General features: G+C 69.2%; 21 protein-coding genes. 9 read left to right on the top strand and 12 right to left on the bottom strand.

What is annotated here, in order from left to right; translation table 11 throughout:
* Positions 1-94: 94 nt before the first annotated feature.
* From ACGG9C_RS13435 to ACGG9C_RS13460, 6 genes are read right to left on the bottom strand one after another with little or no spacing between them, the layout of a single operon-like run.
* On the bottom strand, positions 95-850 hold the full coding sequence (locus tag ACGG9C_RS13435; protein WP_194384153.1) for an ABC transporter ATP-binding protein: 756 nt from the start codon (positions 848-850) through the stop codon (positions 95-97).
* Positions 847-1,656: an ABC transporter ATP-binding protein gene (locus ACGG9C_RS13440; RefSeq protein ID WP_194384154.1), complete on the bottom strand. Its 810-nt coding sequence runs from the start codon at positions 1,654-1,656 to the stop codon at positions 847-849. Before ACGG9C_RS13440 ends, ACGG9C_RS13435 begins: the two co-directional genes overlap by 4 nt.
* Positions 1,653-2,537 carry an ABC transporter permease gene (locus tag ACGG9C_RS13445; protein ID WP_194384155.1) on the bottom strand — a complete coding sequence of 295 codons (885 nt, stop codon included), beginning with the start codon at positions 2,535-2,537 and terminating at the stop codon, positions 1,653-1,655. The genes ACGG9C_RS13440 and ACGG9C_RS13445 overlap by 4 nt, the downstream gene beginning before the upstream one ends.
* The gene (locus ACGG9C_RS13450; protein WP_194384156.1) at positions 2,534-3,499 is read right to left on the bottom strand and encodes an ABC transporter permease; all 966 of its coding nucleotides are present in this window, start codon (positions 3,497-3,499) and stop codon (positions 2,534-2,536) included. The genes ACGG9C_RS13445 and ACGG9C_RS13450 overlap by 4 nt, the downstream gene beginning before the upstream one ends.
* 52 nt (positions 3,500-3,551) lie before the next feature.
* Positions 3,552-5,045, bottom strand: coding sequence for an ABC transporter substrate-binding protein (locus ACGG9C_RS13455; protein ID WP_194384157.1), 1,494 nt, complete (start codon positions 5,043-5,045; stop codon positions 3,552-3,554).
* A gap of 48 nt (positions 5,046-5,093) precedes the next feature.
* Positions 5,094-5,810 (bottom strand): DUF1684 domain-containing protein, encoded by a 717-nt coding sequence (locus ACGG9C_RS13460; RefSeq protein ID WP_194384158.1) that lies wholly within the window; start codon positions 5,808-5,810, stop codon positions 5,094-5,096.
* A gap of 196 nt (positions 5,811-6,006) precedes the next feature.
* On the opposite strand from ACGG9C_RS13460, the gene ACGG9C_RS13465 reads away from it, so the two are divergent.
* The 4 genes from ACGG9C_RS13465 (at position 6,007) to ACGG9C_RS13480 (ending at position 10,293) form a co-directional block, all read left to right on the top strand.
* Positions 6,007-6,846: an MOSC domain-containing protein gene (locus ACGG9C_RS13465; RefSeq protein WP_194384159.1), complete on the top strand. Its 840-nt coding sequence runs from the start codon at positions 6,007-6,009 to the stop codon at positions 6,844-6,846.
* Entirely contained in the window at positions 6,843-7,790 is a 948-nt protein-coding gene (locus ACGG9C_RS13470; protein WP_194384160.1) for a PDR/VanB family oxidoreductase, read from the top strand. Before ACGG9C_RS13465 ends, ACGG9C_RS13470 begins: the two co-directional genes overlap by 4 nt.
* A 116-nt stretch (positions 7,791-7,906) precedes the next feature.
* Positions 7,907-9,190 carry an adenylosuccinate synthase gene (locus ACGG9C_RS13475; protein ID WP_194384161.1) on the top strand — a complete coding sequence of 428 codons (1,284 nt, stop codon included), beginning with the start codon at positions 7,907-7,909 and terminating at the stop codon, positions 9,188-9,190.
* An 11-nt stretch (positions 9,191-9,201) separates the two neighbouring features.
* On the top strand, positions 9,202-10,293 hold the full coding sequence (locus tag ACGG9C_RS13480; protein WP_194384162.1) for a beta-propeller fold lactonase family protein: 1,092 nt from the start codon (positions 9,202-9,204) through the stop codon (positions 10,291-10,293).
* 370 nt (positions 10,294-10,663) lie between these two features.
* On the opposite strand, the gene ACGG9C_RS13485 is transcribed toward ACGG9C_RS13480, so the two are convergent.
* Entirely contained in the window at positions 10,664-12,538 is a 1,875-nt protein-coding gene (locus tag ACGG9C_RS13485) for an alkyl/aryl-sulfatase (protein ID WP_194384163.1), read from the bottom strand.
* 60 nt (positions 12,539-12,598) lie between these two features.
* Positions 12,599-13,723 carry an AI-2E family transporter gene (locus ACGG9C_RS13490; RefSeq protein WP_194384164.1) on the bottom strand — a complete coding sequence of 375 codons (1,125 nt, stop codon included), beginning with the start codon at positions 13,721-13,723 and terminating at the stop codon, positions 12,599-12,601.
* Between the two features lie 43 nt (positions 13,724-13,766).
* Between ACGG9C_RS13490 and ACGG9C_RS13495 the strand changes: the two genes are divergently transcribed.
* Together ACGG9C_RS13495 and ACGG9C_RS13500 are read left to right on the top strand one after the other, a co-directional pair.
* Positions 13,767-14,060, top strand: coding sequence for a chorismate mutase (locus tag ACGG9C_RS13495; protein ID WP_071044258.1), 294 nt, complete (start codon positions 13,767-13,769; stop codon positions 14,058-14,060).
* 5 nt (positions 14,061-14,065) lie between these two features.
* Positions 14,066-15,148 carry an ATP-binding protein gene (locus tag ACGG9C_RS13500; protein WP_194384165.1) on the top strand — a complete coding sequence of 361 codons (1,083 nt, stop codon included), beginning with the start codon at positions 14,066-14,068 and terminating at the stop codon, positions 15,146-15,148.
* Positions 15,149-15,240: 92 nt separating this feature from the next.
* On the opposite strand, the gene ACGG9C_RS13505 is transcribed toward ACGG9C_RS13500, so the two are convergent.
* The 3 genes from ACGG9C_RS13505 to ACGG9C_RS13515 are packed head-to-tail and all read right to left on the bottom strand — an operon-like array spanning position 15,241 to position 17,185.
* Positions 15,241-15,882, bottom strand: coding sequence for a hypothetical protein (locus ACGG9C_RS13505; RefSeq protein WP_336510680.1), 642 nt, complete (start codon positions 15,880-15,882; stop codon positions 15,241-15,243).
* The gene (locus tag ACGG9C_RS13510) at positions 15,879-16,778 is read right to left on the bottom strand and encodes an ABC transporter ATP-binding protein (RefSeq protein WP_194384166.1); all 900 of its coding nucleotides are present in this window, start codon (positions 16,776-16,778) and stop codon (positions 15,879-15,881) included. The genes ACGG9C_RS13505 and ACGG9C_RS13510 overlap by 4 nt, the downstream gene beginning before the upstream one ends.
* Positions 16,775-17,185: a GntR family transcriptional regulator gene (locus ACGG9C_RS13515; RefSeq protein WP_071044261.1), complete on the bottom strand. Its 411-nt coding sequence runs from the start codon at positions 17,183-17,185 to the stop codon at positions 16,775-16,777. Before ACGG9C_RS13515 ends, ACGG9C_RS13510 begins: the two co-directional genes overlap by 4 nt.
* A gap of 352 nt (positions 17,186-17,537) precedes the next feature.
* Here ACGG9C_RS13515 and ACGG9C_RS13520 point away from each other — a divergent pair, with 352 nt between their 5' ends.
* From ACGG9C_RS13520 to ACGG9C_RS13530, 3 genes are all read left to right on the top strand, one after another.
* Positions 17,538-18,848 (top strand): glycine betaine/L-proline ABC transporter ATP-binding protein, encoded by a 1,311-nt coding sequence (locus ACGG9C_RS13520; RefSeq protein WP_228480877.1) that lies wholly within the window; start codon positions 17,538-17,540, stop codon positions 18,846-18,848.
* The gene (locus ACGG9C_RS13525; RefSeq protein ID WP_194384167.1) at positions 18,848-19,774 is read left to right on the top strand and encodes a proline/glycine betaine ABC transporter permease; all 927 of its coding nucleotides are present in this window, start codon (positions 18,848-18,850) and stop codon (positions 19,772-19,774) included. Before ACGG9C_RS13520 ends, ACGG9C_RS13525 begins: the two co-directional genes overlap by 1 nt.
* Before the next feature lie 132 nt (positions 19,775-19,906).
* On the top strand, positions 19,907-20,821 hold the full coding sequence (locus ACGG9C_RS13530; protein WP_194384168.1) for a glycine betaine ABC transporter substrate-binding protein: 915 nt from the start codon (positions 19,907-19,909) through the stop codon (positions 20,819-20,821).
* Positions 20,822-20,912: 91 nt separating this feature from the next.
* Here ACGG9C_RS13530 and ACGG9C_RS13535 read toward each other — a convergent pair whose 3' ends face one another.
* Entirely contained in the window at positions 20,913-21,662 is a 750-nt protein-coding gene (locus ACGG9C_RS13535) for a hypothetical protein (RefSeq protein ID WP_194384169.1), read from the bottom strand.
* Positions 21,663-21,673: the final 11 nt, after the last annotated feature.

The following is a 21,673-nucleotide window of genomic DNA, read 5'->3' on the forward strand; positions in this document are numbered from 1 at the left end:
CGCTCGTCACCGAACGCCCCCACAGCGCGCTGAAGCGACCGATGGTGACAGGGGAAACGCGTGGTGCGTGGTGCGCGGTGCGCGGTGCGCGAGGTCAGCGTGGCAGACGGGGGACCGCGGCCACGAGCTGCCGCGCGTACGCCGTGCGCGGCGCGGTGAGCAGGTCGACCGTCGCTCCCTGCTCCACGATGCGCCCGTCGCGCAGCACCGCGGTGCGCTCGCAGACGGCGGCGACGGCGCTGAGGTCGTGCGAGACCAGCACGAGGGCGAGCCCGGTCTCGCGGCGCAGGTGTGCGAGCAGGTCGATCACCTGAACACGAGTGGTGAGGTCGAGCGCCGAGACGGGCTCGTCGGCGAGCAGCACGCGCGGGCGCGAGACCAGGGCGCGCGCGATCGCGATGCGCTGACGCTGACCCCCGGAGAACTCGTGCGGGTATCGCCGCATCGTGTCGGCGTCGAGGCCGACCGAGGCGAGGGCCTCGGCGACGGATGCGCGCGCACGGTCGCCCGACGCGATCCGCAGGGAGCGCAGCGGCTCCCCGACGATGCGGTCGATGCGCTGGCGGGGGTCGAGGGACGAGTACGGATCCTGGAACACCGGCTGCACCGTGCGACGGAAACGACGCATGAGCCGACGGTCGCGGCGATCGAGCGAAGCGTCGTCGAACACGACGCGGCCGGCGTCCGGTGAGTCGAGGCCGAGCAGCAGGCGCAGCGCGGTGGACTTGCCGGCACCGGACTCTCCCACGAGGCCGACCGCCTCGCCGGCTCCGACCGAGAGGGAGACGTCGTCGAGCACCGGGGTGGCGCCGTAGCCGAACGCCGCGTTCTCGAGGGCGAGAAGGGTCATGGCGATTCGCCTCCTGCCCCCGGGGTCGCATCGAGTGCGGCGTCGAGATAGCGGGCGCTGTCGACGAGCGCCCGCGTGTATGGATGCTGCGGGTCGCGCAGCACGTGGCTCACGGCGCCTTCCTCGACCACGCGTCCGTGCTGCAGCACGAGGGCGCGATCGACCATGCGCGAGACGACGGCGAGGTCGTGGCTGATGAACAGCAGGGCCATGTCGCGCTCGGCGACCAGGCGCTCGAGGAGGGCGAGCACGTCGTTCTGCACCGTCACATCCAGCGCCGTGGTCGGCTCGTCCGCGATCAGCAGACGCGGGTCGGCCGCGAGGGCGATTGCGATCGCGATGCGCTGGCGCTGCCCGCCGGACAACTCGTGCGGGTAGGCCCGCGCGATCCGCGCGTCGACGAGTGAGACGTCGGCCAACGAGCGGGAGACGGCCTCGCGCAGGTCGGCACCGCGCAGTCCGCGGTGACGGCGGAGCGGCTCGGCGATCTGTCGACCCACGCGCATGAGCGGGTCGAGGGCGGACAGCGGCTCCTGGAAGACGATCCCGGCGACGGGGCCGCGCAGGCGGCGCGTTGCGGCATCCGTCGATCCGACGATCTCGTGTCCGTCGAGCCGGGCGGATCCGGTCGCGACGACGGTATCGGGAAGGAGGCCGAGGACGGCTAGAGCGGTCATCGACTTGCCCGAGCCGGACTCGCCGACCAGGCCGACGCGCTCGCCGGCGCCGAGGGCGAAGGTCGCGTCGTCGACGAGGGTCGTGTCGCCGGCGCGGAGCGCGAGGTGCGAGACATCGAGGAGGGTCATCGGCCCCTCCGTCTCGTCGGATCGGCGACATCGCGCAGGCCGTCGGCGAGGAAGTTGACCCCGAGCACGAGCACGATCACCGCGACGCCGGGCGCGATGGCCCCGACCGGGGCGGTGAGCACGGTGCCCTGCGCCTCCTGCAGCATCCGGCCCCACGACGCGTTCGGCGGAGGTGCCCCCAGGCCGAGGTACGACAGGCTCGCCTCGGCGAGCACCGCCACGCCGAACTGCAGCGCGAGGCTCACCGCGAGGGTGGGCGCGATGTTCGGCAGGATGTGGTGCCACACGATTCCGGCGGTTCGCGTGCCGCTCGTGCGCGCGGCCGTCACGAACTGCTCCTGCAGCACGCGGCGCGAAAGGATGCGCGTGAGGCGAGCGATCACCGCCGACATCGCGAGGCCGATCGCGAGGATCGCGGAGCCGAGCGACGGACCCTGCACGGCGACGACGAGCATCGCCAGCAGCAGCACCGGGAAGGCGATCACGACGTCGAGCCCGGCCGAGAGGGTGTCATCGAGCCACGGCCGCGCGAAGGCGGCGGCGAGGCCGATCGCGGTGCCGAGGACGGCGGCGATCGCAACGGCGCCGGCCCCGACGGCCAGGGCGATGCGGGCGCCGACCATCAGCTGCGACAGCAGGTCGCGGCCGAGGCGATCGGTGCCGAGCGGATGCGCGGGGCTGGGAGCGCTCAGGCGTCCGCCGCTGATGTCGGTGAGGGGATAGGGCAGCCACACGAGCGACACGAGGGCGACCACGACGACCGTCGCCGTGAGGACGAGGCCGATGACGAGGGTCGCGCGCCGGCGCCGCGGCGGGCGCGCGGCAGCGGCTCGCGGCGCGGTGGAGGCCGGTCCGGAAGCGGTCTGCACGGGCGCGGTCATCGCAGGTTCCCCGAGATGCTCGTACGCAGACGCGGATCGATGAGGCGCTGAGCGATGTCGGCGGCGAAGCCGACCAGCACGACGAACAGCGTGCTGACCACGAGCACGCCTTGGATGTTGGCGAAATCGTGCTGCTCGATACCGGTCAGCAGCATGTTCCCGAGCCCCGGAAGGGTGAACACGCTCTCCACGACGACGGCGCCCAGCAGTGTCGTGGACAGCTCGATGCCGAGCACGGCGATCACGGGCACGGCGCCGTTGCGCACACCATGCCGGAGCAGCGCCTCGCGCATGCTCGCCCCGCCGGCGCGGGCGGTGCGCAGGTAGTCGCTGCCCAGCACGTCGACCGTCGCCGAGCGCACGTAGCGCGACAGCGACGCGCTCATGACGAACGCGATCGTGATCACGGGCAGGGCGAGGGAGCGGAGGGCGTCGGCCGGGTCCTCCCAGTCGTCGCGGGGGAAGCCGCCGGAGGGGAGCATCCCGAGCTGCAGCGCGAAGATCCACACGAGGATGACGCCCACCCAGAACACCGGCACGGCCACGCCGAGCTGCGAGAAGCCCGACAGGGCGATGCCGTACCACCGGTCGGCCTTCATCGCCGCGGTGACGCCGATCACCAGGGAGAGCACGAGGGCGAGGGCGAACGACAGCAGCGTCAGCGGGATGGTCACCCCCAGCCGCGCGGAGATCTCGGGGCCGACCTCGCGCGAGCTGATGAACGACTCCCCGAGGTCGCCCCGCAGCAGCTGCGCCGACCACGTGGCGAACTGCTGCCACACCGGCTGGTCGGAGCCGACCTGCGCGCGTGCCGCCGCGATCTGCTCCGGAGTCGCGTCCACCGACAGCAGCGCGTTCGCGGGGTCGCCGGGCAGCAGGCGCAGCAGCACGAAGATGACGACCATCGCCACCGCGAGCGAGAGTACGAGCAGGGCGGAACGGCGCAGCAGGTAGATGAGCATGAGGGGAGGATGCGCCGGTGCCGGGGCGCGTGCGCCCGGCACCGGCGGCGGGTCAGTTCTTGACGATGTCGTAGACGAAGAACTGCGAGTTCAGGCCGTTGACGGGGTAGCCCGACAGGTCGCTGTCGGCGACGACGATCTGCGGGTACAGGTACAGCCACACGCTCGCGGCGTCTTCGGCGATCTGCTCGTTGACCTGCGTGAGCAGCTCGGTCTGCTGCTCGACCGTCTCGGCCTGCTCGGCCTCGGCGACCCACTGCTGCACGTCGGCGTTGTCGTAGCCCCAGTAGAAGTCGGGGTTGCCGTACCAGACGACGTCGCGGTCGTTGACGTGCTCCTGCAGGGTGGCTTCGAAGTCACGCTCGGCGAAGACCTTGGTGTACCACTCGTCGGCGCTGATCGTGTTGATCTCGACGGTGATGCCGACCTCGGCCAGCTGCGCCTGCAGGAACTCGGCCACAACCGGGTGCGGGTCGTAGCTCGGCGTGTCCAGGGTGAAGGTGAACCCGTCGGCGTAGCCGGCGGCATCCAGAAGCTCGCGAGACAGCTCGGGGTCGTACGGGTTCACGTCGGTCAGGTCGACGTACCACGGGTCGGTCGGGGGGACCATCGAGCCGATGAGCGTGCCGTAGTCTCCCCAGATCGAGGTGAGCAGCTGCTCACGGTCGATCGCGGAGTAGACGGCCTTGCGCACGAGGGCGTCGTCGAAGGGGGCCACGCGGTCGTTGAAGGCGAGCAGCTCCTTGGTGGTCGAGGTGCCCTCGCTGACGGTGAAGTCGGCGTTGTCCTCGAACTGCGCGAGCGAGTCGGGGTTCTGGATGCTCGTGACTAGGTCGATCTCGCCGCTGAGCAGGGCGTTGTTCTCGGCCGTCGCGTCGGTGAAGTAGGTGAAGACGACCTCGGCGTTCGCCGCGGCCTCGCCCCAGTAGTCGTCCCAGCGGAGGAGGGTCAGGGTCGAGCCCTGGCGCCACTCGTCGAGCGTGTACGGACCGGTGCCGTCGGTGGTCTCGGCGCTCGCCTCGGGACCGGTGATCCACACGTAGCTGAGGTTGTAGGGGAACGAGATCGATCGCTCGGACAGCTCGAACACGACCGTCTGGTCGTCGGGGGTGGTGATCTCGCTGATGGGTCCGAAGCTGGACTTGCGCGCCGACTGGGAGTCCTCGGCGATGACCGCCTCGACGCTGGTCTTCACGTCGGCGGAGGTGAGGGGCGCGCCGGAGTGGAACGTGATGCCCTCGTGCAGCGTGACGGTGTAGGTGAGGCCGTCTTCGCTCAGCTCGGCCGACTCGGCCAGCAGCGGCTCGACCTCGCCGTCGTCGGTGAGCTTGTACAGACCCTCGTAGACGTTGCCGTTCAGCGCCTCGGTGACGCCTTGGCCGCCGCCCTGGGTGTTGCTGAGGTTCTGCGGCTCGTACAGCGAGCCGATGGAGATCGTGGCGTCGTCCGACGAGGCGTCGCCGGCGGCGTCGCCACCGGTGCTGCATCCGGCGAGCACGAGCGCCGAGACGGCGACGGCGGACAGGGCGAGCAGGGGCTTTCTCATACGGATACTCCAGTGCTGTGCATGCTGTGGTGCGGGGGAGGATGCGGCTCAGGCCGCGGAGATGTCGAAGCCGTCGCGGAACACGACGTTCTTCTCGCCGGCGGGCACCCGGAAGGGGAACCGGTTGGACGCCGGAGGCAGGGGGCAGTTGAACTGCGCCGAGAACCCGCACGGCGGGACGAAGGCGCGGTTGAAGTCGAGCACGACGGTTCCCGCATCGCCCGCCGCGTCGGCATCGCGCGGTACGAAGAGGAATCGTCCGGGCCCGTAGGTCTCCGACCCGTTCGTCGCGTCGGCGAACACGAGCAGCAGCGTGCCGCCGTCGTCGAAGGCCGCGAGGGTGAATTCCTCGCCGCGGATCGTCACATGGATGTCGCCGGGGACGACGAGATCGCGGGTGCCGCCGTTGTCGCGGATGTGCTCGAAGGGCACCGTGCGGGCGGACCCGTCGCCCTCGACCGGGGTGAAGCGGCCTTCGATGACCCAGTCCGGGTCGTAGCCGAAGGCATCGATGTGCTCGAAAGCGCGGATCGCCGCGGAATCGGCATCCCAGCGACGCAGCCCGTATTCCGGTTCACCCGTGTCGATCGACGTGCGCGAGAGCTCGGTGACGGTCACGGTCGGGCCGGCGACGGCCCGCTCGGCGTCGACGTCGGGGCGGGTGGCGCCGCTCCAGCGGGTCTCGACGAGAGCGAGGTTTCCGGTGGCGGCGGTCACGGTGCGGGCGCGCTGGTCGAGCCAGCGGGCATGGTCGGAGGCAGACATGTTCAGGGATGATTCTCTCGCGTGCGGCGGTGAACGGCACATCGGCCGTCACGGGTGGTAATGCGGCGCGAGCGCCGGGTATTCCCATCCGCGTCCCACGCGGCTCCGGCCGTCGCGGCGAGCACGCGAGCATCGCGCCGATGCCGGGATAATGGTGGCGACGTCGATCACTGCGAGGTGTTCATCCGTTTTGACGGTGGAAGAGTCAGCCGCGACCCCTGACCTTGTCGATGCCGGCGCGGTCAGCGACCTGTACATCTATCCGATCCGCGGTCTGTCCGGACAGAGACTCGAGCGGGTGACCGTCGACCCCGATCGGGGATTCCCCTTCGACCGGTGCTGGGCGCTGCCGAAGCGTCAGGCGGCCGAGGCCGCATCAGGCGACCGACCGCTCACCTCTGCCGAGGCCTACGGGCTGACGGTCTTCCCGCGTCTGGCAGGCGTCTCGACGCATCTGGATCCCGAGACCGAGAGACTGCGTGTGCACGTGCAGGAGCACGTCGTGCTCGATGTGTCGTTGCGAGATGACACCGACGTGCGGGAGGCCGAGCGCTTCTTCGCGCGGGTGCTCGACCTCGACGAGGCGGACCGACCCCGCCTGGTGCGCCGCGCGAATCGCACCTTCAACTTCTCCTACACGGCCTCGGTCTCCGAGCATCTGACGTGGGCGTGCCACCTCGTCAACCTCGCGTCGATCCGTGATCTCGAAGAGCGCATCGCGCACGAGGTGGACCCGCGACGCTTCCGGGCCAACCTCTACGTCGATCTCGGCGAGCCGTGGATCGAGCGCGACCTCATCGGGAAGGAGTTCCGCGCAGGCGAGGTCGTGCTGCGCGGAGAGATGATGGCCGCGCGGTGCGCGGCGACCGAGGTGAACCTCGAGACGACCGAGCGCGACCTGCCGATCCCCCGCCTCCTGAAGCAGCACTACGGCCACACCGACCTCGGCATCTACGCGAACATCCTCTCGGGCGGCGACCTGGCGCCGGGACTGCCGGTCGCGGTTCCCGCCGGGATCGGAGCCGGGTGCGCATGACCCGCGGTGAGACCGACATCCCGGTCGTCGTCACCGGCCGCCGCCGTCTGGCCCCGACGATCGACGAGTTCACCCTCGCCGCGGCCCATGGTGGTGCGCTGCCCGCATTCGAGGCCGGGGCGCACATCGACGTCGAGACTCCCGGCGGCCATCGACGCAGCTACTCGCTGTGCGCTCCGACCGCCGCTCGTCCGCGGGCGTACACGATCGCGGTGGATCGCCGTGCCGACGGCGAGGGCGGCTCGGTGAGCATGCACGACCGTGCCGCCACCGGCTCGCCGGTGCGGATCTCCTCTCCGAGCACGGGGTTCGACCTTCATCCGACGACGCGCCGGGCGGTTCTCATCGCCGGCGGAGTGGGAATCACCGCCGTGCGCGGAATGCGACGCGACCTGCAGGAGGCGGGGGTGGCGAGCACTCTCGTCTACCTCGTGAGGGACCGATCCGCTGCGGCCTACCTCGACGAGCTCGATGCGCCCGATGTCGTCGTGCACGCCACCCGCGAGCACGATGGGCGACGATTCGACCTGTGGCCACTCCTGGCCGACCCCACCGACAGCGAGGTCTACTGCTGCGGACCGGCGCCGCTCATGCGCACCGTGCAGGCCCTGACGATGCACTGGCGTCCCGCGCGGCTGCACTTCGAGGACTTCGTCGGCGTCTGCGCGGTCGACCCGTTCGCCCAGCCCTTCACCGCCGTGTGGCAGCCGACCGGCGAACGCGTGTCGGTCGGCAGTGACCAGTCCCTCCTCGACCGGCTCACCGAGAACGGAATCGCCGTTCCGAGCTCGTGCCGGTCGGGAACGTGCGGGACGTGTCGCGTGCGCCTGATCTCGGGGACCGCGCAGCACCGCGACATCGTGCTGGAAAACCACGAACGCTCCGACCAGCTCATCACCTGCGTCTCGCGCGCCGAGCGCGAGATCTGCATCGGTCCTGCCTGACAGCGCCGCGGGGCGCGTCGGTGCGGCTGACTAGACTGGGACGGGACGGTGGCACCGCCGGTGCGCGTCCTGCCGGCGTCGTGCGGCGTCGGACCGCCATTCGAGGGGGCTCTCCCATGCCAGGCATCGTGATCGTCGGCGTCCAGTGGGGCGACGAGGGCAAAGGCAAGGCCACCGATCTGCTCGGTGACCGCACCGACTGGGTCGTGAAGTTCAACGGCGGCAACAACGCCGGCCACACCGTCGTCATCGGCGATGAGAAGTACGCGCTGCACCTGCTGCCCTCCGGCATCCTCTCCCCGGGCGTGAACGCCGTGATCGGCAACGGCGTCGTCGTCGACCTCGAGGTGCTCTTCGACGAGCTCACCGCCCTGCAGGCCCGGGGCCTGGACACATCGCGTCTGAAGGTCAGCGCGAACGCGCACATCATCACGCACTACCACCGCACCCTCGACAAGGTCACCGAGCGCTTCCTCGGCAAGCGGCAGATCGGCACCACCGGGCGCGGGATCGGCCCGGCCTACGCCGACAAGATCAACCGTGTCGGCATCCGCGTGCAGGACCTGTTCGACGAGAACATCCTGCGTCAGAAGGTCGAGGGCGCGCTCGATCAGAAGAACCACCTGCTCGTGAAGGTCTTCAACCGCCGCGCGATCACGTGCGACGAGGTCGTCGAGGAGCTGCTGTCGTACGCCGAGCGGCTGCGCCCGATGGTCGCCGACACCGGCCTCCTGCTCGACGAGGCACTGAAGCGCGACGAGGTCGTCGTCTTCGAGGGCGGCCAGGCCACGATGCTCGATGTCGACCACGGCACCTACCCGTTCGTGACCTCGTCGTCGGCGACCGCCGGGGGAGCCGCGACCGGATCGGGCGTCGGACCGGGGCGCCTGGACCGCATCGTCGGCATCGTGAAGGCGTACACGACCCGTGTCGGCTCGGGGCCGTTCCCCACGGAGCTGTTCGACGAGAACGGCGACTTCCTGCGCTCGCGCGGCTTCGAGTTCGGCACGACCACCGGCCGCCCGCGCCGCGTCGGCTGGTACGACGCGCCCATCACCCGCTACGCGACGCGCATCAACGGCATCACCGACCTGGTGCTCACCAAGCTCGACATCCTCACCGGCCTGGACCGCATCCCGGTCTGCGTCGCGTACGACGTCGACGGCACGCGCTTCGACGAAGTGCCCGTGAACCAGACCGACTTCCACCACGCGAAGCCGATCCTGGAGTACTTCCCCGGGTGGAAGGAAGACATCTCCGGCGCCCGCAACTTCGACGATCTGCCGCAGAACGCGCAGGACTACGTGCTCGCGCTCGAGGCAATGAGCGGCACCCGCATCTCGGTGATCGGCGTCGGGCCGGCTCGAGACGCGGTCGTCGTGCGGCACGACCTCGTCTGACGGCTCGCCGCATGCGGTTCTTCACGGGCGGCTACACCGCTGACATGGGCGGTGAGGCCACCGGCATAGGGATGCTGCACGCCGGCTCGGCCGACACGGCCTACGTCGACGGCGCCCTCGGGTTCGGCGGCGACGTGGTGGCGGCCGACTCTCCGTCGTGGCTCGCGGCGCATCCCACCCGCGACGTCATCTATGCGGCGCTGGAGAAGACCGGCGCCGTGCAGGCCTACGCCCGCACCGGTGAATCCACGCTCGTGCCGCTCGGCGCCGCGGTTCCGGCCGGCGCAGCGACGTGTCACGTCGCGGTCGCGCCCGACGGTGGCAGCCTGCTCGCCGCCTGCTGGGGCGACGGCTCGGTGGTGCGGATGACGCTCGACGCGGAGGGCCGCCCGACCGACCCGCGTCGTGCGCCTGCCGCATCCGACCCCTACGACGCCGAACCCGACGTCGACGCCATCCGTACTCAGGTCCTCGGGGCGACGGCCGAAGAGGCGGGTGAGGTGCCCTCGGCGCGTCCCTCCCGCGCGCACCAGTCCCGTTATCTTCCGGACGGCACGGTCGTGACGACCGACCTCGGCCTCGATCTCGTGCGGGTGTGGCGGCCGGTCGACGGGCGACTGCGTGCGCATCAGCAGGTCGCGCTTCCTCGCGGTTCCGGCCCCCGGCACACGGTCTGGCATCCGAGCGGGCACCTGTACGTCGTCACCGAGTTCTCGCGCGAGGTCTTCGTGCTCGCCCCGGATGCGACCGGAGCGTGGCGCGTCCTCGGCGGCGTGCCGCTCGGCGGCCTCGCCGGCGACACGGGAGCGGAGATCGCGCTGGGGCGCGACGCCGCCTTCGTCTATGCGGGCCTGCGTGGCAGCGACACGATGGCCGTGCTCCGCGTGCGGGGTGGGGGCGATGCGCTCGAGCCGGTGGCGCTTGTCGAGACCGGCGTGGTGTGGCCACGCAACCACGTCGTGGTGCGGGACACGCTGCTGGTGGAGGGGGAGCGCTCGCACGAGGTGGTCTCGTTCACCCTCGATCCGCGTACCGGAGTGCCCGGGCGCATCCGGCACCGCACGACGGTGCCCTCGCCGACGCACCTGCTGCCGGTGCGCTGATCCGCGGCCCGCGTGTCGTCTCGTCGCTCCGCTCCTCGCTCAACGGCCGGAAGGGCTTCGGTTGACGGGTGTTGTCGTCTCGGACCGTGCATGCGACATCCCGTGACAGGTGAACGTCGGTTGCGCGGGTTCGGTTGACGCTGGCTGCCGATATGTGGCGGGGATGCGACATCCGGTGACAGGTGAATGGGTCAAGACGAAGGCAGGCGGGGCTTCGGTTGCCGAGGGTTGTCGGTATGGGGCGGGGATGCGACATCGCGTGACAGGTGAATGGGTCAAGGCGAAAGCCGCGGGAGCGGCGGCGTCTGGGTTCGCTGGCGCTGGATGTCCTCGGGGACGGGCGACAGCTCGGCGCGGGCCGGCACCCCTCCTAAGGCAGCACGATCTCGAAGTCGGGATCGCCGGGGTCGAGGACCGAGAACAGCGACTCCAGCACTCCTGCATCGCCGTCGATCTGCAGCCCCGGCGACGACGTGTCACCGGCGGCGAGGGCGATCATGCGGGCCTTCGTCAGCGACAGGTGCAGCGCGGCATCCGATCCCGGCTCCCTCTCGAGGTAGATCAGCACGCCGTTGCGCAGCGTCACCCGGAAGCTGCGGCCGAGGTCGGTGAAGGTCAGGTCGGTGACGAGGTCGAGATCCCACGCCTTCGGCCCGTCGACAGTGATGGCGAACGCGTCGAGCAGCTGCTCCGGCGTCAGCTGCGCCACGATCGTCGGCGCACTCGTCGATTGGGGTGTTCCGAAGCTCCCCGACTGCAGCTCGGTCGCTCCGGAGAGGAAGAAGTTGCGCCACGTGCCGTTCTCGGAGCCATAGCCGAGCTGCGTCAGCGTCTGCGCGTACAGCTCCCTGGCTGCGGCGTGGTCGGCGTCGGTGAAGATCGCGTGATCGAGCAGCGTCGCCGCCCACCGGTAGTCGCCGCCGTCGAAGGCGGTGCGTGCGAGGGTCACGACACGATCGATGCCGCCCATCGCGTCGACGTATCGCTTCGCCTGCTCGGCGGGAGGATGCGGCCACAGTCGAGCGGGGTTGCCGTCGAACCATCCCATGTACCGCTGGTAGACCGCCTTGACGTTGTGGCTGACCGAGCCGTAGTAGCCGCGCGCGTTCCAGGCGTTCTCGAGGGCCGGCGGAAGCTGGATGATCTCGGCGATCTCGGTGCCGGTCAGGCCCGTGTTCAGCATCCGCAGCGTCTGATCGTGCAGGTAGGCGTAGAGGTCGCGCTGGGTCGACAGGAACGACACGATCTCATCGTGTCCCCACGTTGGCCAGTGGTGCGACGCGAAGACCACATCGGCGCGGTCGGCGAACACGTCGATCGCCTCGGTCAGATAGCGGGACCACACGTGCGGATCGCGCACGAGCGCACCGCGCAGCGTGAGCAGGTTGTGCAGGTTGTGGGTGGCGTTCTCCGCCATGCAGAGGGCGCGGTAGCCGGGGAAGAAGAAGTGCATCTCAGCGGGGGCCTCGGTTCCGGGCGCCATCTGGAACTCGATCGGCACGCCGTCGATGACGTGACTCTCGCCGGTCCGTGTGATGGTGAGGGTCGGCGGGATGAGGCCGACGGTGCCGTTGCGCGACGTGGTCTGCCCCAGACCCGCGCCCACCTGGCCCTCGGGTCCGCGGGCCAGGGCGGCGCCGTACATGTAACCGGCGCGACGCCCCATGGCGGTGCCGGCGTAGACGTTCTCTTCCACCGCGTGCTCGACGAATCCGTCCGGCGCGATGACGGCCACGGCTCCGGCATCCACCTCCTCCTCGGTGGTCACGCCGAACACCCCGCCGAAGTGATCGATGTGACTGTGGGTGTAGATGACCGCCCGCACCTCACGATGCCCGCGGTGCTGCCGATACAGCGCCAGCGCGGCGGCCGCGGTCTCCGCCGAGATCAGCGGGTCGATCACGATCACGCCGGAGTCGCTCTCGACGAAGGTGACGTTCGACAGGTCGAATCCGCGCACCTGGTAGATGCCGTCGACGACCTCATAGAGACCGTGCTTGGCGACCAGTGTCGACTGGCGCCAGAGGCTCGGGTTCACCGAGGTCGGGGCTTCACCGCCGAGGAAGTCGTAGCTCTGGCCGTCCCAGACGACATCGCCCGCCTCGTTGCGGATGATCATCGGATCGATCGTGCCGAGGAAGCCTCGGTCGGCGAGCTCGTGGTCGCGGGAGTCGTGGAACGGAAGCGTGTTCGTCAGCCGCGCGTGCTCGGCAGCGATGGTGGGCGAGGGCTCTGTGGAGGTCATGATGCTCCTTTCGCCTCGATCATGGCCCGATCGAGCGAGCGGCGAAAGGCCCTCCGCGACCTACACCTTGGCGTCCTGCCGGGGGATCAGCACCTGCTTGATGATCAGCAGGATCGAGGCCGTCACCGGGATCGCGACCAGGGCACCCAGCAGGCCCAGCAGCGTGCCGCCGACGAGGGCGCCGATGACCACGAGCGACCCGGGGATCGAGATCGTGCGGTTCATCACGCGCGGGGTGAGAACGTAGGCCTCGATCTGCATGTAGACGAGGTACGCCGCGGCGAAGATGAGGGCCAGGAGGGGGTCGGCGAACAGCGCGACGGTCGATCCGATGATCCAGAACAGCACCGGACCGACCAGCGGGATGATCGTGATGCAGAACGACGTGACCGCGAGGAGGGCCGGGAACGGCAGCCCGAGGATCAGGTACATGATGAACGTGAACGTCGCGTTGAAGAACGCCAGGATCACCATTCCCATGAGGTAGCCGCCGACGGAGTCGGTGATCTGCTCGGTGAGGTCGGCGATCCCGGAGCGGTTGCGTGCCGGAGCCAGGCGGTAGAAGGCCTGCTTCATGGTCGGCAGCGACGCGAGGAAGTACAGGCTCAGCACGATCACGATGATCGCGCCGGAGATGCCGGTGGCTAGCGTGATGCCGGCCTGGAGCACGCCGCCGCCGATGGCGGCGATGTTGCTCGGATTGGTCACGAAGCTCTCGACCTCGCCGAGGATGTCGCCGAGCGAGTCGCCGAAGTTGTCCTCCGCCCAGAGGAAGACGTCGCTCTGCATGAAGTTGTTGATCAGGGTGGGGATGTCGGTGATGAACTGGGCGATCTGCTCGACGACCGTGGGCAGGATCAGCAGGAGCACGCCGGCGAGCACGATGGCGAACCCGAAGTAGACGATGACGATGCTCCACACCCGCGACACGTTCTTGCGCTCGAGCGCGCGCACCACCGGGTCGAGGCCGAGCGCGACGAAGAGGGCGAACGCGATGTACACGATGACGGTCACGATGTTGGTCACCGCGATGCCCAGCGCGAGCGCGACGAGGCCGCCGAGCACGGCGTAGAAGCCGACGGCGAACGGATTGCGCAGTCCGAACCAGCGCGCCGGTTCGCTCTCCTTCGGGGGCGCCGCGGGTGGCGTCGCGGCGTCGTCGGGCGAGTCGGTAACCTCGGTCATGCTCACACTCTATTGCTGAGCCCGCCGCGCCGAGGAGGACGACATGACCGAGACGCCCGAGCAGACCCTGCTGCGGCTGCGCGCCACGATCGACAACATCGATGCGGCGCTCATCTTCGTGCTCGCCGAGCGCTTCCGTGCGACCAAGCAGGTGGGTGAGTTGAAGGCCGATCACGGGATGCCCGCATCCGACCCCTCGCGCGAAGAGCAGCAGGTCGCGCGCCTCCGACGCCTCGCCGAAGAGGCCGACCTCGACCCGGCCTTCGCCGAGAAGTGGTTCAACTTCGTCGTCGCCGAGGTCATCCGTCACCACACGGCCGCCGCCGACGCCCGCTGACCACGATGGCCGCCGAACTCCCCATCGGGACCCTGCTCGAATCGAGCGACGGCGCCCACGCGCACGTGCTCGCCCGCAAGCTCAACCGCCACACGTTCTGGTGCGGCCAGAGCGGGTCGGGCAAGACCTACGCGCTCGGCGTGCTGCTCGAGCAGGTGATGCTCGAGACCGAGCTTCCCCTGGTCATCCTCGACCCGAACTCGGACTACGTGCGTCTCGGGGAGATGCGGGCGGGCGCGGATCGTGCATCCGCCGACGAGCTGCGCTCGCGCGACGTGCGCGTGCTCGGCAGGAACGGCGACCACGACCTTCGGGTGCAGTTCACGAACCTGCCGCTGAAGTCCAAGGCCGCGGTCGCCCAGATCGATCCGATCCTCGACGCCGACGAGTACAACCACCTGCTGCGCCTCGAAGACGAGGTGCACTCGATCGACGACCGCGACCTCGTCGCCCACCTCCGGGCCAAGGGGTCGGCGGTGCACGACAAGCTCGCCAATCGCCTCGAGAACCTGGGGATCAGCGAGTGGGATCTGTGGGCGTGGGGCGGACGCAACGTCGGCGACCACCTCGACGAGCGTGCGGATGCGACCGTCCTGGACCTCGGCGGGTTCCCCACACCGGCGGAGTCGCGGGCTGCCGCGCTCGCCGTGCTCGACCATCTGTGGGAGCACCGCGAGGAGCGCGTCGGACGGCTCATCGTGATCGACGAGGCGCACAACCTCTGCCGCCCCGACCCGTCGACCCCCGTCGAGCGGCTGCTCACGGAACGGATCGTGCAGATCGCCGCCGAGGGCCGCAAGTACGGACTGTGGCTGCTGCTGTCGACGCAGCGCCCGTCGAAGGTGCACATCAACGCCCTGTCGCAGTGCGACAACCTCGCCCTCATGCGGATGAGCTCGCCGAAGGACCTCGCCGAGCTCGCCGACGTCTTCGGCTACGCGCCGGCGTCGATGCTGGAGCGCTCGTCGGCGTTCGCGCAGGGGCAGGCCCTGTTCGCGGGCGGGTTCGTCGATTCGCCCGTGCTGGTGCAGATGGGCGCGCGCCTGACCGAGGAAGGCGGCTCCGACGTCGCCGTCCCCCTGCGCTGACCGGAGCCGGCGCAGAGGGACGGATCGTGGCGGACGGCCTCAGGGTGTCGCGCGACGAAGGGTCAGGAACGATCCCGCTGCGAGCACCACGGTCAGCAGAAGTCCCCACAGGGTGATTCCGACCGCCCCCTGATCCGCGAACCAGGTGAACACCTGCCCCAGGCATCGAGGCGCCCGATGACCCACATCACGCCGACGAGCAGCAGTGCCAGCGCCGTGTAGACGAGCGCCACCCACAGGGGCCCGAAGCGCTTGTAGAGCGTTGCCGAGGCGAAGCCGATCGTGAACACCAGCACCGTGAAGGCGAAGTAGAACAGCCACGCGGCCCACCATCCCGCTTCCCAGATCCAGGTCAGCTGGAAGAAGTATCCGTTCATGCCCCAGCCGCCGGTGGCGTCTTCGAGGAACCCGCCGATCACGAACACCGTCGCGAGCAGGTTCGCGGTGATCGTCGCGGTGGCGAGGGTGCCGAGATAGAACTCGCGTCGCGTGATGCTGAGGGCCTGGGAGAACGGGAAGGTCATCGTCAGCGCCTGGATACCGACGAACAGGAAGTACCACAGCGGCGCCTGCGCGCCACCGCCGTAGAACGGTCCCGGAAGGCCCGAGCTGCTCAGCAGCGCGTAGATCGCGAGGGTCACGACGAAGGCGCCCGTGAGCACGATGAGAGGCACCCAGACGTAGGTCTGGCGATTCACCAGCTGCAGACGGATGACATTCAGGGTGCGGTTCATCGCGACACCTCCGGGGATGCGGTGCTCGACGCGTGCTGCGTCAGACGCACGATCAGCTGCTGGAGCGAGACCGAGGCGACCTCGAGATCGGCCTCGGCGAGACGCCGACGGTCGTCGTCGGTGAGGGCGCCGAGCACGGTCACGCTCGCGACCCGGCCGAGGCTCTCCCGGTGGATCACCTCACGGCCGGCCGCGAAGGCGTCGACGGCCGCAGCATCGCCGACGATGTTGGCGGCACGATCCCGCACGTCGTCGGTGCTCTCGTCCATCAGGATCCGGCCCTCGTCGATGACCAGAACGCGCTCGATGAGATGGGAGACCTCGTCGATGAGGTGACTGGAGAGCACGACCGTGCGCGGATGCTCGCTGTAGTCCGCGACGAGCCGGTCGTAGAAGATCTGCCGCGCCACCGCATCCAGCCCCAGGTAGGGCTCGTCGAAGAACGTGATCTCGGCGCGCGAGGCAAGACCGATGATGACGCCCACCGCCGAGAGCTGGCCGCGGGAGAGCTTCTTGATGCGTCGCTTGAGAGGCAGGCGGAAGGCGGCGACGAGCTCGTCCGCCAGCGCCTGGCTCCAGTTCGGGAAGAACAGCTTCGCGGCGCGGAACGCGTGCAGCGGTGTGGCGTCGTCGGGATACTTCTGGCTCTCGCGCACGAAGCACATGCGCTGAAGCACGTGCGCATTCTCGTAGGGCTGCTGGCCGAACACGGTCACGTCACCCGACGTGGCGAAGTTCTGCGCGGTGAGGATCGACATCACCGTCGTCTTTCCCGCGCCGTTGCGGCCCAGGAGCCCGTAGATGGTGTCCTTCTCGATGGTGAAGCTCACGTCGTCGACCGCGACGGTGTCGCGATAGCGCTTCGTGAGGCCGTTGACCTCGATCACGGCGGTCATGGTGTGGTTCCCCCTGTTTCGGTTCGGTCGGTCGCGATGGTCTGGTCGGATGCGGCGGCTCGCTCGCGCACGAGCCGGCCGAGGTCGTCGGGCCCGAGGCCGAGCTTGCGCGCCTCGACGAGGAGCGGTTCGACGTAACGGTCCGCGAAGGCGGTGCGGCGCTCGTCGAGGAGCCGTTCGCGGGCTCCGGGCGCGACGAACATGCCGATTCCGCGGCGCTTGTGGAGCACCCCTTTGTCGACGAGCATGTTCACTCCTTTCGCGGCGGTGGCCGGATTGATGCGGTAGAAGGCGGCGAGCTCGTTCGTCGACGGCGCCCGCCCCTCTTCGGGAAGGCTGCCGTCGACGATGGAGTCTTCGACGCTCTCCGCGATCTGCAGGAACAGCGCCCTGCCTTCTTCGATCACTTGCGCCCCCTCGGTTCATTAGTTGACTAACTAACCATGCAACAGATTGAGGTGACCTGTCAATAACGATGGGGTTACCTTCTGCTGTTCGACTTTGCCCCACCCCGGGGGCTGGGGTTAGGCTGTTTGTCGGGCCTCGTGCCCCGATGACGACCAGTCCGCGGTCGGCGCAGGTCGATTCCTGGGGAATCCCCGCGCAGAGCGTATGGTCGACGGTCTTGGTGACGAACCCGATGTGAGTCGCCGGTTGCGCAGGTGCTCCTTGTACTGCGCTCTGCGCCGATGACCGTCACCCGGACGTAACCGAAAGCCGATGCGTGGGCACCGACCGCGCGGTCGCTGAGGTACGAACGTGACATCCGATCTAGCCATCGAGGCGAAAGGCCTCTTCAAAGTCTTCGGGCGCAACGCGCGCGGAGCAGTGGACAAACTGAAGAACGGTGCGAGTCGATCCGAGGTCGCGGCGCAGGGTGCGACGGCCGCGGTCATCGACGCCGGCTTCGACGTGAGGCCCGGCGAGATCTTCGTGATCATGGGCCTCTCCGGCTCGGGCAAGTCGACCATCATCCGCATGCTCAACGGACTCCTCGAGCCCACCGCCGGAGACGTGCTCGTGCAGGGGCAGAGCGTGACGAAGGCCTCCGACGCCGAGCTGCGCCGGATCCGCCGCAGCTCGATCTCGATGGTCTTCCAGCACTTCGCTCTCCTGCCGCACCGCACGGTCATCGACAACGCCGCCTACGCGCTGGAGATCCAGGGCGTCGGCCGCGATGAGCGCCGGGCGAAGGCGCAGGAGATCCTCGAGAAGGTGGGCCTCGGCGACCGCGCCGAGGCGATGCCCGACGAGCTCTCCGGCGGCATGAAGCAGCGCGTGGGGCTGGCCCGCGCCCTGACCGCCGGCACCGACATCATGCTCATGGACGAGGCCTTCTCGGCACTCGACCCGCTCATCCGCCGCGAGATGCAGGAGCAGCTCATCGAGCTGCAGCAGGAGCTCGGCCGCACCATCGTCTTCATCACCCACGACCTCAACGAGGCCATGTTCCTCGGCGACCGCATCGCGGTGATGCGCGACGGTCGCATCGTGCAGAACGGCACGCCAGAAGAGATCCTCACCGACCCGGCCAACGACTACGTCGCGCAGTTCGTGCAGGATGTCGACCGCACGCGCGTGCTCACCGCGGCGTCGGTGATGGAGCCCCCGGTCGCCGTCACGCCGCTGCACGCCGGCGCCCGCGGTGCACTGCGCATCATGCGCGACCTGCAGGTCGGGGCCGTGTCGGTCGTGGAGAGCCGCAGCAAGTTCATCGGCTCGGTGACCGACCGCGACGTCATCCGCGCCGTGAAGAACGGCGACACCGACCTGCGCGGCATCTTGCGCCAGGATCAGCCGGTCGTCCACCCCGACGAGCCGCTCGCCGAGATCGTGGAGCGCGCCGTCGAGAGCCCCGCCCCGATCGCGGTCGTCGACGACAAGAACCGCCTCATGGGTGTCATCCCGCGTGTCACCCTCCTCGCCGCCCTCGGGAACGTGCCCGCGGTCACGCGGGAGAACCCGATCATCGACGTGCCGGTCTCGGTGCCCGCGAGCGAGCTCGACAGCACGCTCGCGACCGTGGAGGCTGCCCCGGCGGCGTCCGCACCGACGGAAGGAGGCGTGTGATGGACACTTTCCGCCTTCCCTTCGGCGAGTGGGTCGAGGCGATCGTCGACTTCATCGGCGTGGTCTTCGGATGGCTCTTCGACGCCATCTCCGTGGTTCTCGGCGTGGTCTACGAGGCGCTCGACTGGGTGCTGATCACCCCTCCCTTCTGGGTGATCATCCTTGTCTTCGCCGCGCTCGCGTGGTGGATCAAGGGATGGAAGCTCGCCGTCGGCACCGCCCTCGGACTGCTGTTCATCGTGCTCGTCGACCAGTGGGACAACGCGATGGACACCCTGGCCCTCGTGCTGGTCGCCTCCGCGATCGCGGTCATCATCAGCGTGCCGACGGGCATCTGGGCCGCTCGCAACGACACGGTTTCCCGGCTCGTGCGCCCGGTGCTCGACTTCCTGCAGACGATGCCCGCGTTCGTCTACCTCATCCCCGCCATCATCTTCTTCGGCGTCGGTGTGGTGCCCGGCATGATCGCGACGATCCTCTTCGCCCTCGCTCCCGGCGTGCGGCTGACAGAGCTCGGCATCCGTGGCGTCGACGCCGAAGTCGTCGAGGCGGGCCAGGCGTTCGGTGCGACCAGAGGCCGCATCTTGCGCCAGATCCAGCTGCCCCTCGCTCTGCCGAGCATCATGGCCGGCGTCAACCAGGTGATCATGCTCAGCCTGTCGATGGTCGTCATCGCGGGCATCGTCGGCGCCGGCGGCCTGGGCGGCGAGATCACGCGTGCCATCGGCCGCATCAACGTCGGTCTCGGGTTCGAAGCCGGTGTGGCGATCGTCATCCTCGCGATGATGCTCGACCGCATGACATCGGCCCTCGCCGACACGGGTGGGGCGCGTGCGAAGCGTCGCAAGAAGACGTCGCCCGACAACTCGACAAAGGATACCCAGGCTTCCGCCGAGACCGCCCAGCCGGCCGGCGCGCAGGCCTGATCGACTCGCGGGCGCCACAGCGACCGCGACCCAAGACCAGGCGGGTTCATCGCCCGCCGGAGGCGTCCGAGACACGGACGCCTGACAACACGACCAGTCCGCGAACAGCACGCGGATGGAGAGGGAGTCAACATGATGACCAAGAGAAAGCACCTCGCAACCGGAATCGCCCTCGCGGGCGCCTCGGCCCTCGTGCTCGCGGGCTGCAGCTCGGACTCGGGCGACAGCGGCTCCGACGCGGGCGGCGACACCTCGGGTGCCGACCGCGCCATCGAGCTGGCCGTCTTCAACGGCTGGGATGAGGGCATCGCGGCGTCGTACCTGTGGGAGGCCATCCTCACCGAGCAGGGTTACGACGTCGAGCTCACCTATGCCGACGTGGCCCCGGTCTACGCCGGTCTCGCCGGCGGCGACTTCGACCTCGTGCTCGACACGTGGCTGCCGGTCACCCACGCCGACTACATGGAGGAGTACGGCGACGACCTCGAGGACCTCGGCGCGTGGAACGACGAGGCTGCCCTCACCATCGCGGTGAACGAGGACGCCCCGATCGACTCGCTGACCGAGCTCGCCGAGAACGCCGATGCGTTCGGCAACGAGATCGTCGGCATCGAGCCCGGCTCGGGCCTCATGCGCATCACGAGCGAAGAGGTCGTTCCGGGTTACGGCCTCGAGGACATGAACCTCATCGAGTCGTCGACCCCGGCCATGCTCGCCGAGCTGCAGTCGGCCACCGACGCTGGCGAGAACATCGTCGTGACGCTGTGGCGTCCGCACTGGGCCTACGACGCCTTCCCGATCAAGGACCTCGAAGACCCCGAGGGCCTGCTCGGTGACGCCGAGGGCATCCACTCGGTCGCCGCGTCGTCGTTCGGCGACGACTTCCCCGAGGTTCACGAGTGGATCTCGAACTTCGAGATGGACAGCGAAACGCTCTACTCGCTCGAGAACGCCATGTTCAACGAGTACGACGGTGACGACTACGGTCCCATCGTCGAAGAGTGGATCGCGGACAACCAGGAGTGGGTCGACTCGCTGACCTCCTGATCCCGTTCCTCCTCGAGGACCCCGCGGGGCGTCCGGCTTCGGCCGGGCGCCCCGTTCTCGTGCGCTGGACGAAAGAGCCGGGTTGCGCGGGTCAGGGGGACGAAGCGTCGGGTTTCGTGGGCGGGGGCGTGCCGGGTGTGATCTCCAGCGCCACCTTCTTCTCGAGGCGGTCGACGGCGTCGTCGGACAGCGAGATGAGGCCGTCGAGCTCTTCCCGCACCCGCTTGTACGCCACCTGGCGCTCCGCCGGTGTCGCCGCCTGGTCGACCGCGACCGCGAGCAGCTGCTGGGCCGTGTCGAGACGCTTGCGCTCGGCCGTCGAGAACGTCGAGTCCTTGAGTCGCCGTGCGTCGCGTTCGGCGAGGTCGAACGCGACCTCGTAGTCCGTCACCGCATCCCGGTATTCGGTGAGCTCCTCGCGGCTGACCTTCGCGGATGCCGCTGCCGGCCGAGCGTTGTCGGCAACGCGCTTGGCACGGAGGAAGGCCGCCGTCAGCGGCTGGCGCCCGTCGCTCATCGCGGGGAAGGCGATGAGCTTCGCGACATCCAGCTCGTATTCGAGCCACCGGTGGGTGACGTCGTCGTGGGCGGCGAAGAGCTTCTCGAGCTGCTTGGCGGTCGACTCCTCCGCTGCGGGCTCATCGGATGCGCCGGGCGCAGACGCGATCGGCACAGCGCGCGTGGCGGCCTTCACCTCGCCCTTCGCCTTGATGATCTCGAGCCGTCGCTTGTGGCGGCGACGGGCGCCGCGTTCCCAGGCGCTGCCGGCCGAGGCCAGCACACCGAACAGCGGGAACGCCAGCCACCAGTAGCTCCCGAGGAAGGTGAAGAACGGCTCCACCCTGCCATCGT

The sequence above is a fragment of the Microbacterium sp. MTN4-26 genome (assembly GCF_042846595.1).
Taxonomy (GTDB): Bacteria; Actinomycetota; Actinomycetes; order Actinomycetales; family Microbacteriaceae; genus Microbacterium; species Microbacterium luteum.

Bases quoted from the DNA above. Each gene is read 5' to 3' on its own strand.
- ACGG9C_RS13435 (WP_194384153.1), bottom strand. From the start codon at position 850: ATGACCCTTCTCGCCCTCGAGAACGCGGCGTTCGGCTACGGCGCCACC.
- ACGG9C_RS13440 (WP_194384154.1), bottom strand. From the start codon at position 1,656: ATGACCCTCCTCGATGTCTCGCACCTCGCGCTCCGCGCCGGCGACACG.
- ACGG9C_RS13445 (WP_194384155.1), bottom strand. From the start codon at position 2,537: ATGACCGCGCCCGTGCAGACCGCTTCCGGACCGGCCTCCACCGCGCCG.
- ACGG9C_RS13450 (WP_194384156.1), bottom strand. From the start codon at position 3,499: ATGCTCATCTACCTGCTGCGCCGTTCCGCCCTGCTCGTACTCTCGCTC.
- ACGG9C_RS13455 (WP_194384157.1), bottom strand. From the start codon at position 5,045: ATGAGAAAGCCCCTGCTCGCCCTGTCCGCCGTCGCCGTCTCGGCGCTC.
- ACGG9C_RS13460 (WP_194384158.1), bottom strand. From the start codon at position 5,810: ATGTCTGCCTCCGACCATGCCCGCTGGCTCGACCAGCGCGCCCGCACC.
- ACGG9C_RS13470 (WP_194384160.1), top strand. From the start codon at position 6,843: ATGACCCGCGGTGAGACCGACATCCCGGTCGTCGTCACCGGCCGCCGC.
- ACGG9C_RS13475 (WP_194384161.1), top strand. From the start codon at position 7,907: ATGCCAGGCATCGTGATCGTCGGCGTCCAGTGGGGCGACGAGGGCAAA.
- ACGG9C_RS13480 (WP_194384162.1), top strand. From the start codon at position 9,202: ATGCGGTTCTTCACGGGCGGCTACACCGCTGACATGGGCGGTGAGGCC.
- ACGG9C_RS13485 (WP_194384163.1), bottom strand. From the start codon at position 12,538: ATGACCTCCACAGAGCCCTCGCCCACCATCGCTGCCGAGCACGCGCGG.
- ACGG9C_RS13490 (WP_194384164.1), bottom strand. From the start codon at position 13,723: ATGACCGAGGTTACCGACTCGCCCGACGACGCCGCGACGCCACCCGCG.
- ACGG9C_RS13495 (WP_071044258.1), top strand. From the start codon at position 13,767: ATGACCGAGACGCCCGAGCAGACCCTGCTGCGGCTGCGCGCCACGATC.
- ACGG9C_RS13500 (WP_194384165.1), top strand. From the start codon at position 14,066: ATGGCCGCCGAACTCCCCATCGGGACCCTGCTCGAATCGAGCGACGGC.
- ACGG9C_RS13505 (WP_336510680.1), bottom strand. From the start codon at position 15,882: ATGAACCGCACCCTGAATGTCATCCGTCTGCAGCTGGTGAATCGCCAG.
- ACGG9C_RS13510 (WP_194384166.1), bottom strand. From the start codon at position 16,778: ATGACCGCCGTGATCGAGGTCAACGGCCTCACGAAGCGCTATCGCGAC.
- ACGG9C_RS13525 (WP_194384167.1), top strand. From the start codon at position 18,848: ATGGACACTTTCCGCCTTCCCTTCGGCGAGTGGGTCGAGGCGATCGTC.
- ACGG9C_RS13530 (WP_194384168.1), top strand. From the start codon at position 19,907: ATGATGACCAAGAGAAAGCACCTCGCAACCGGAATCGCCCTCGCGGGC.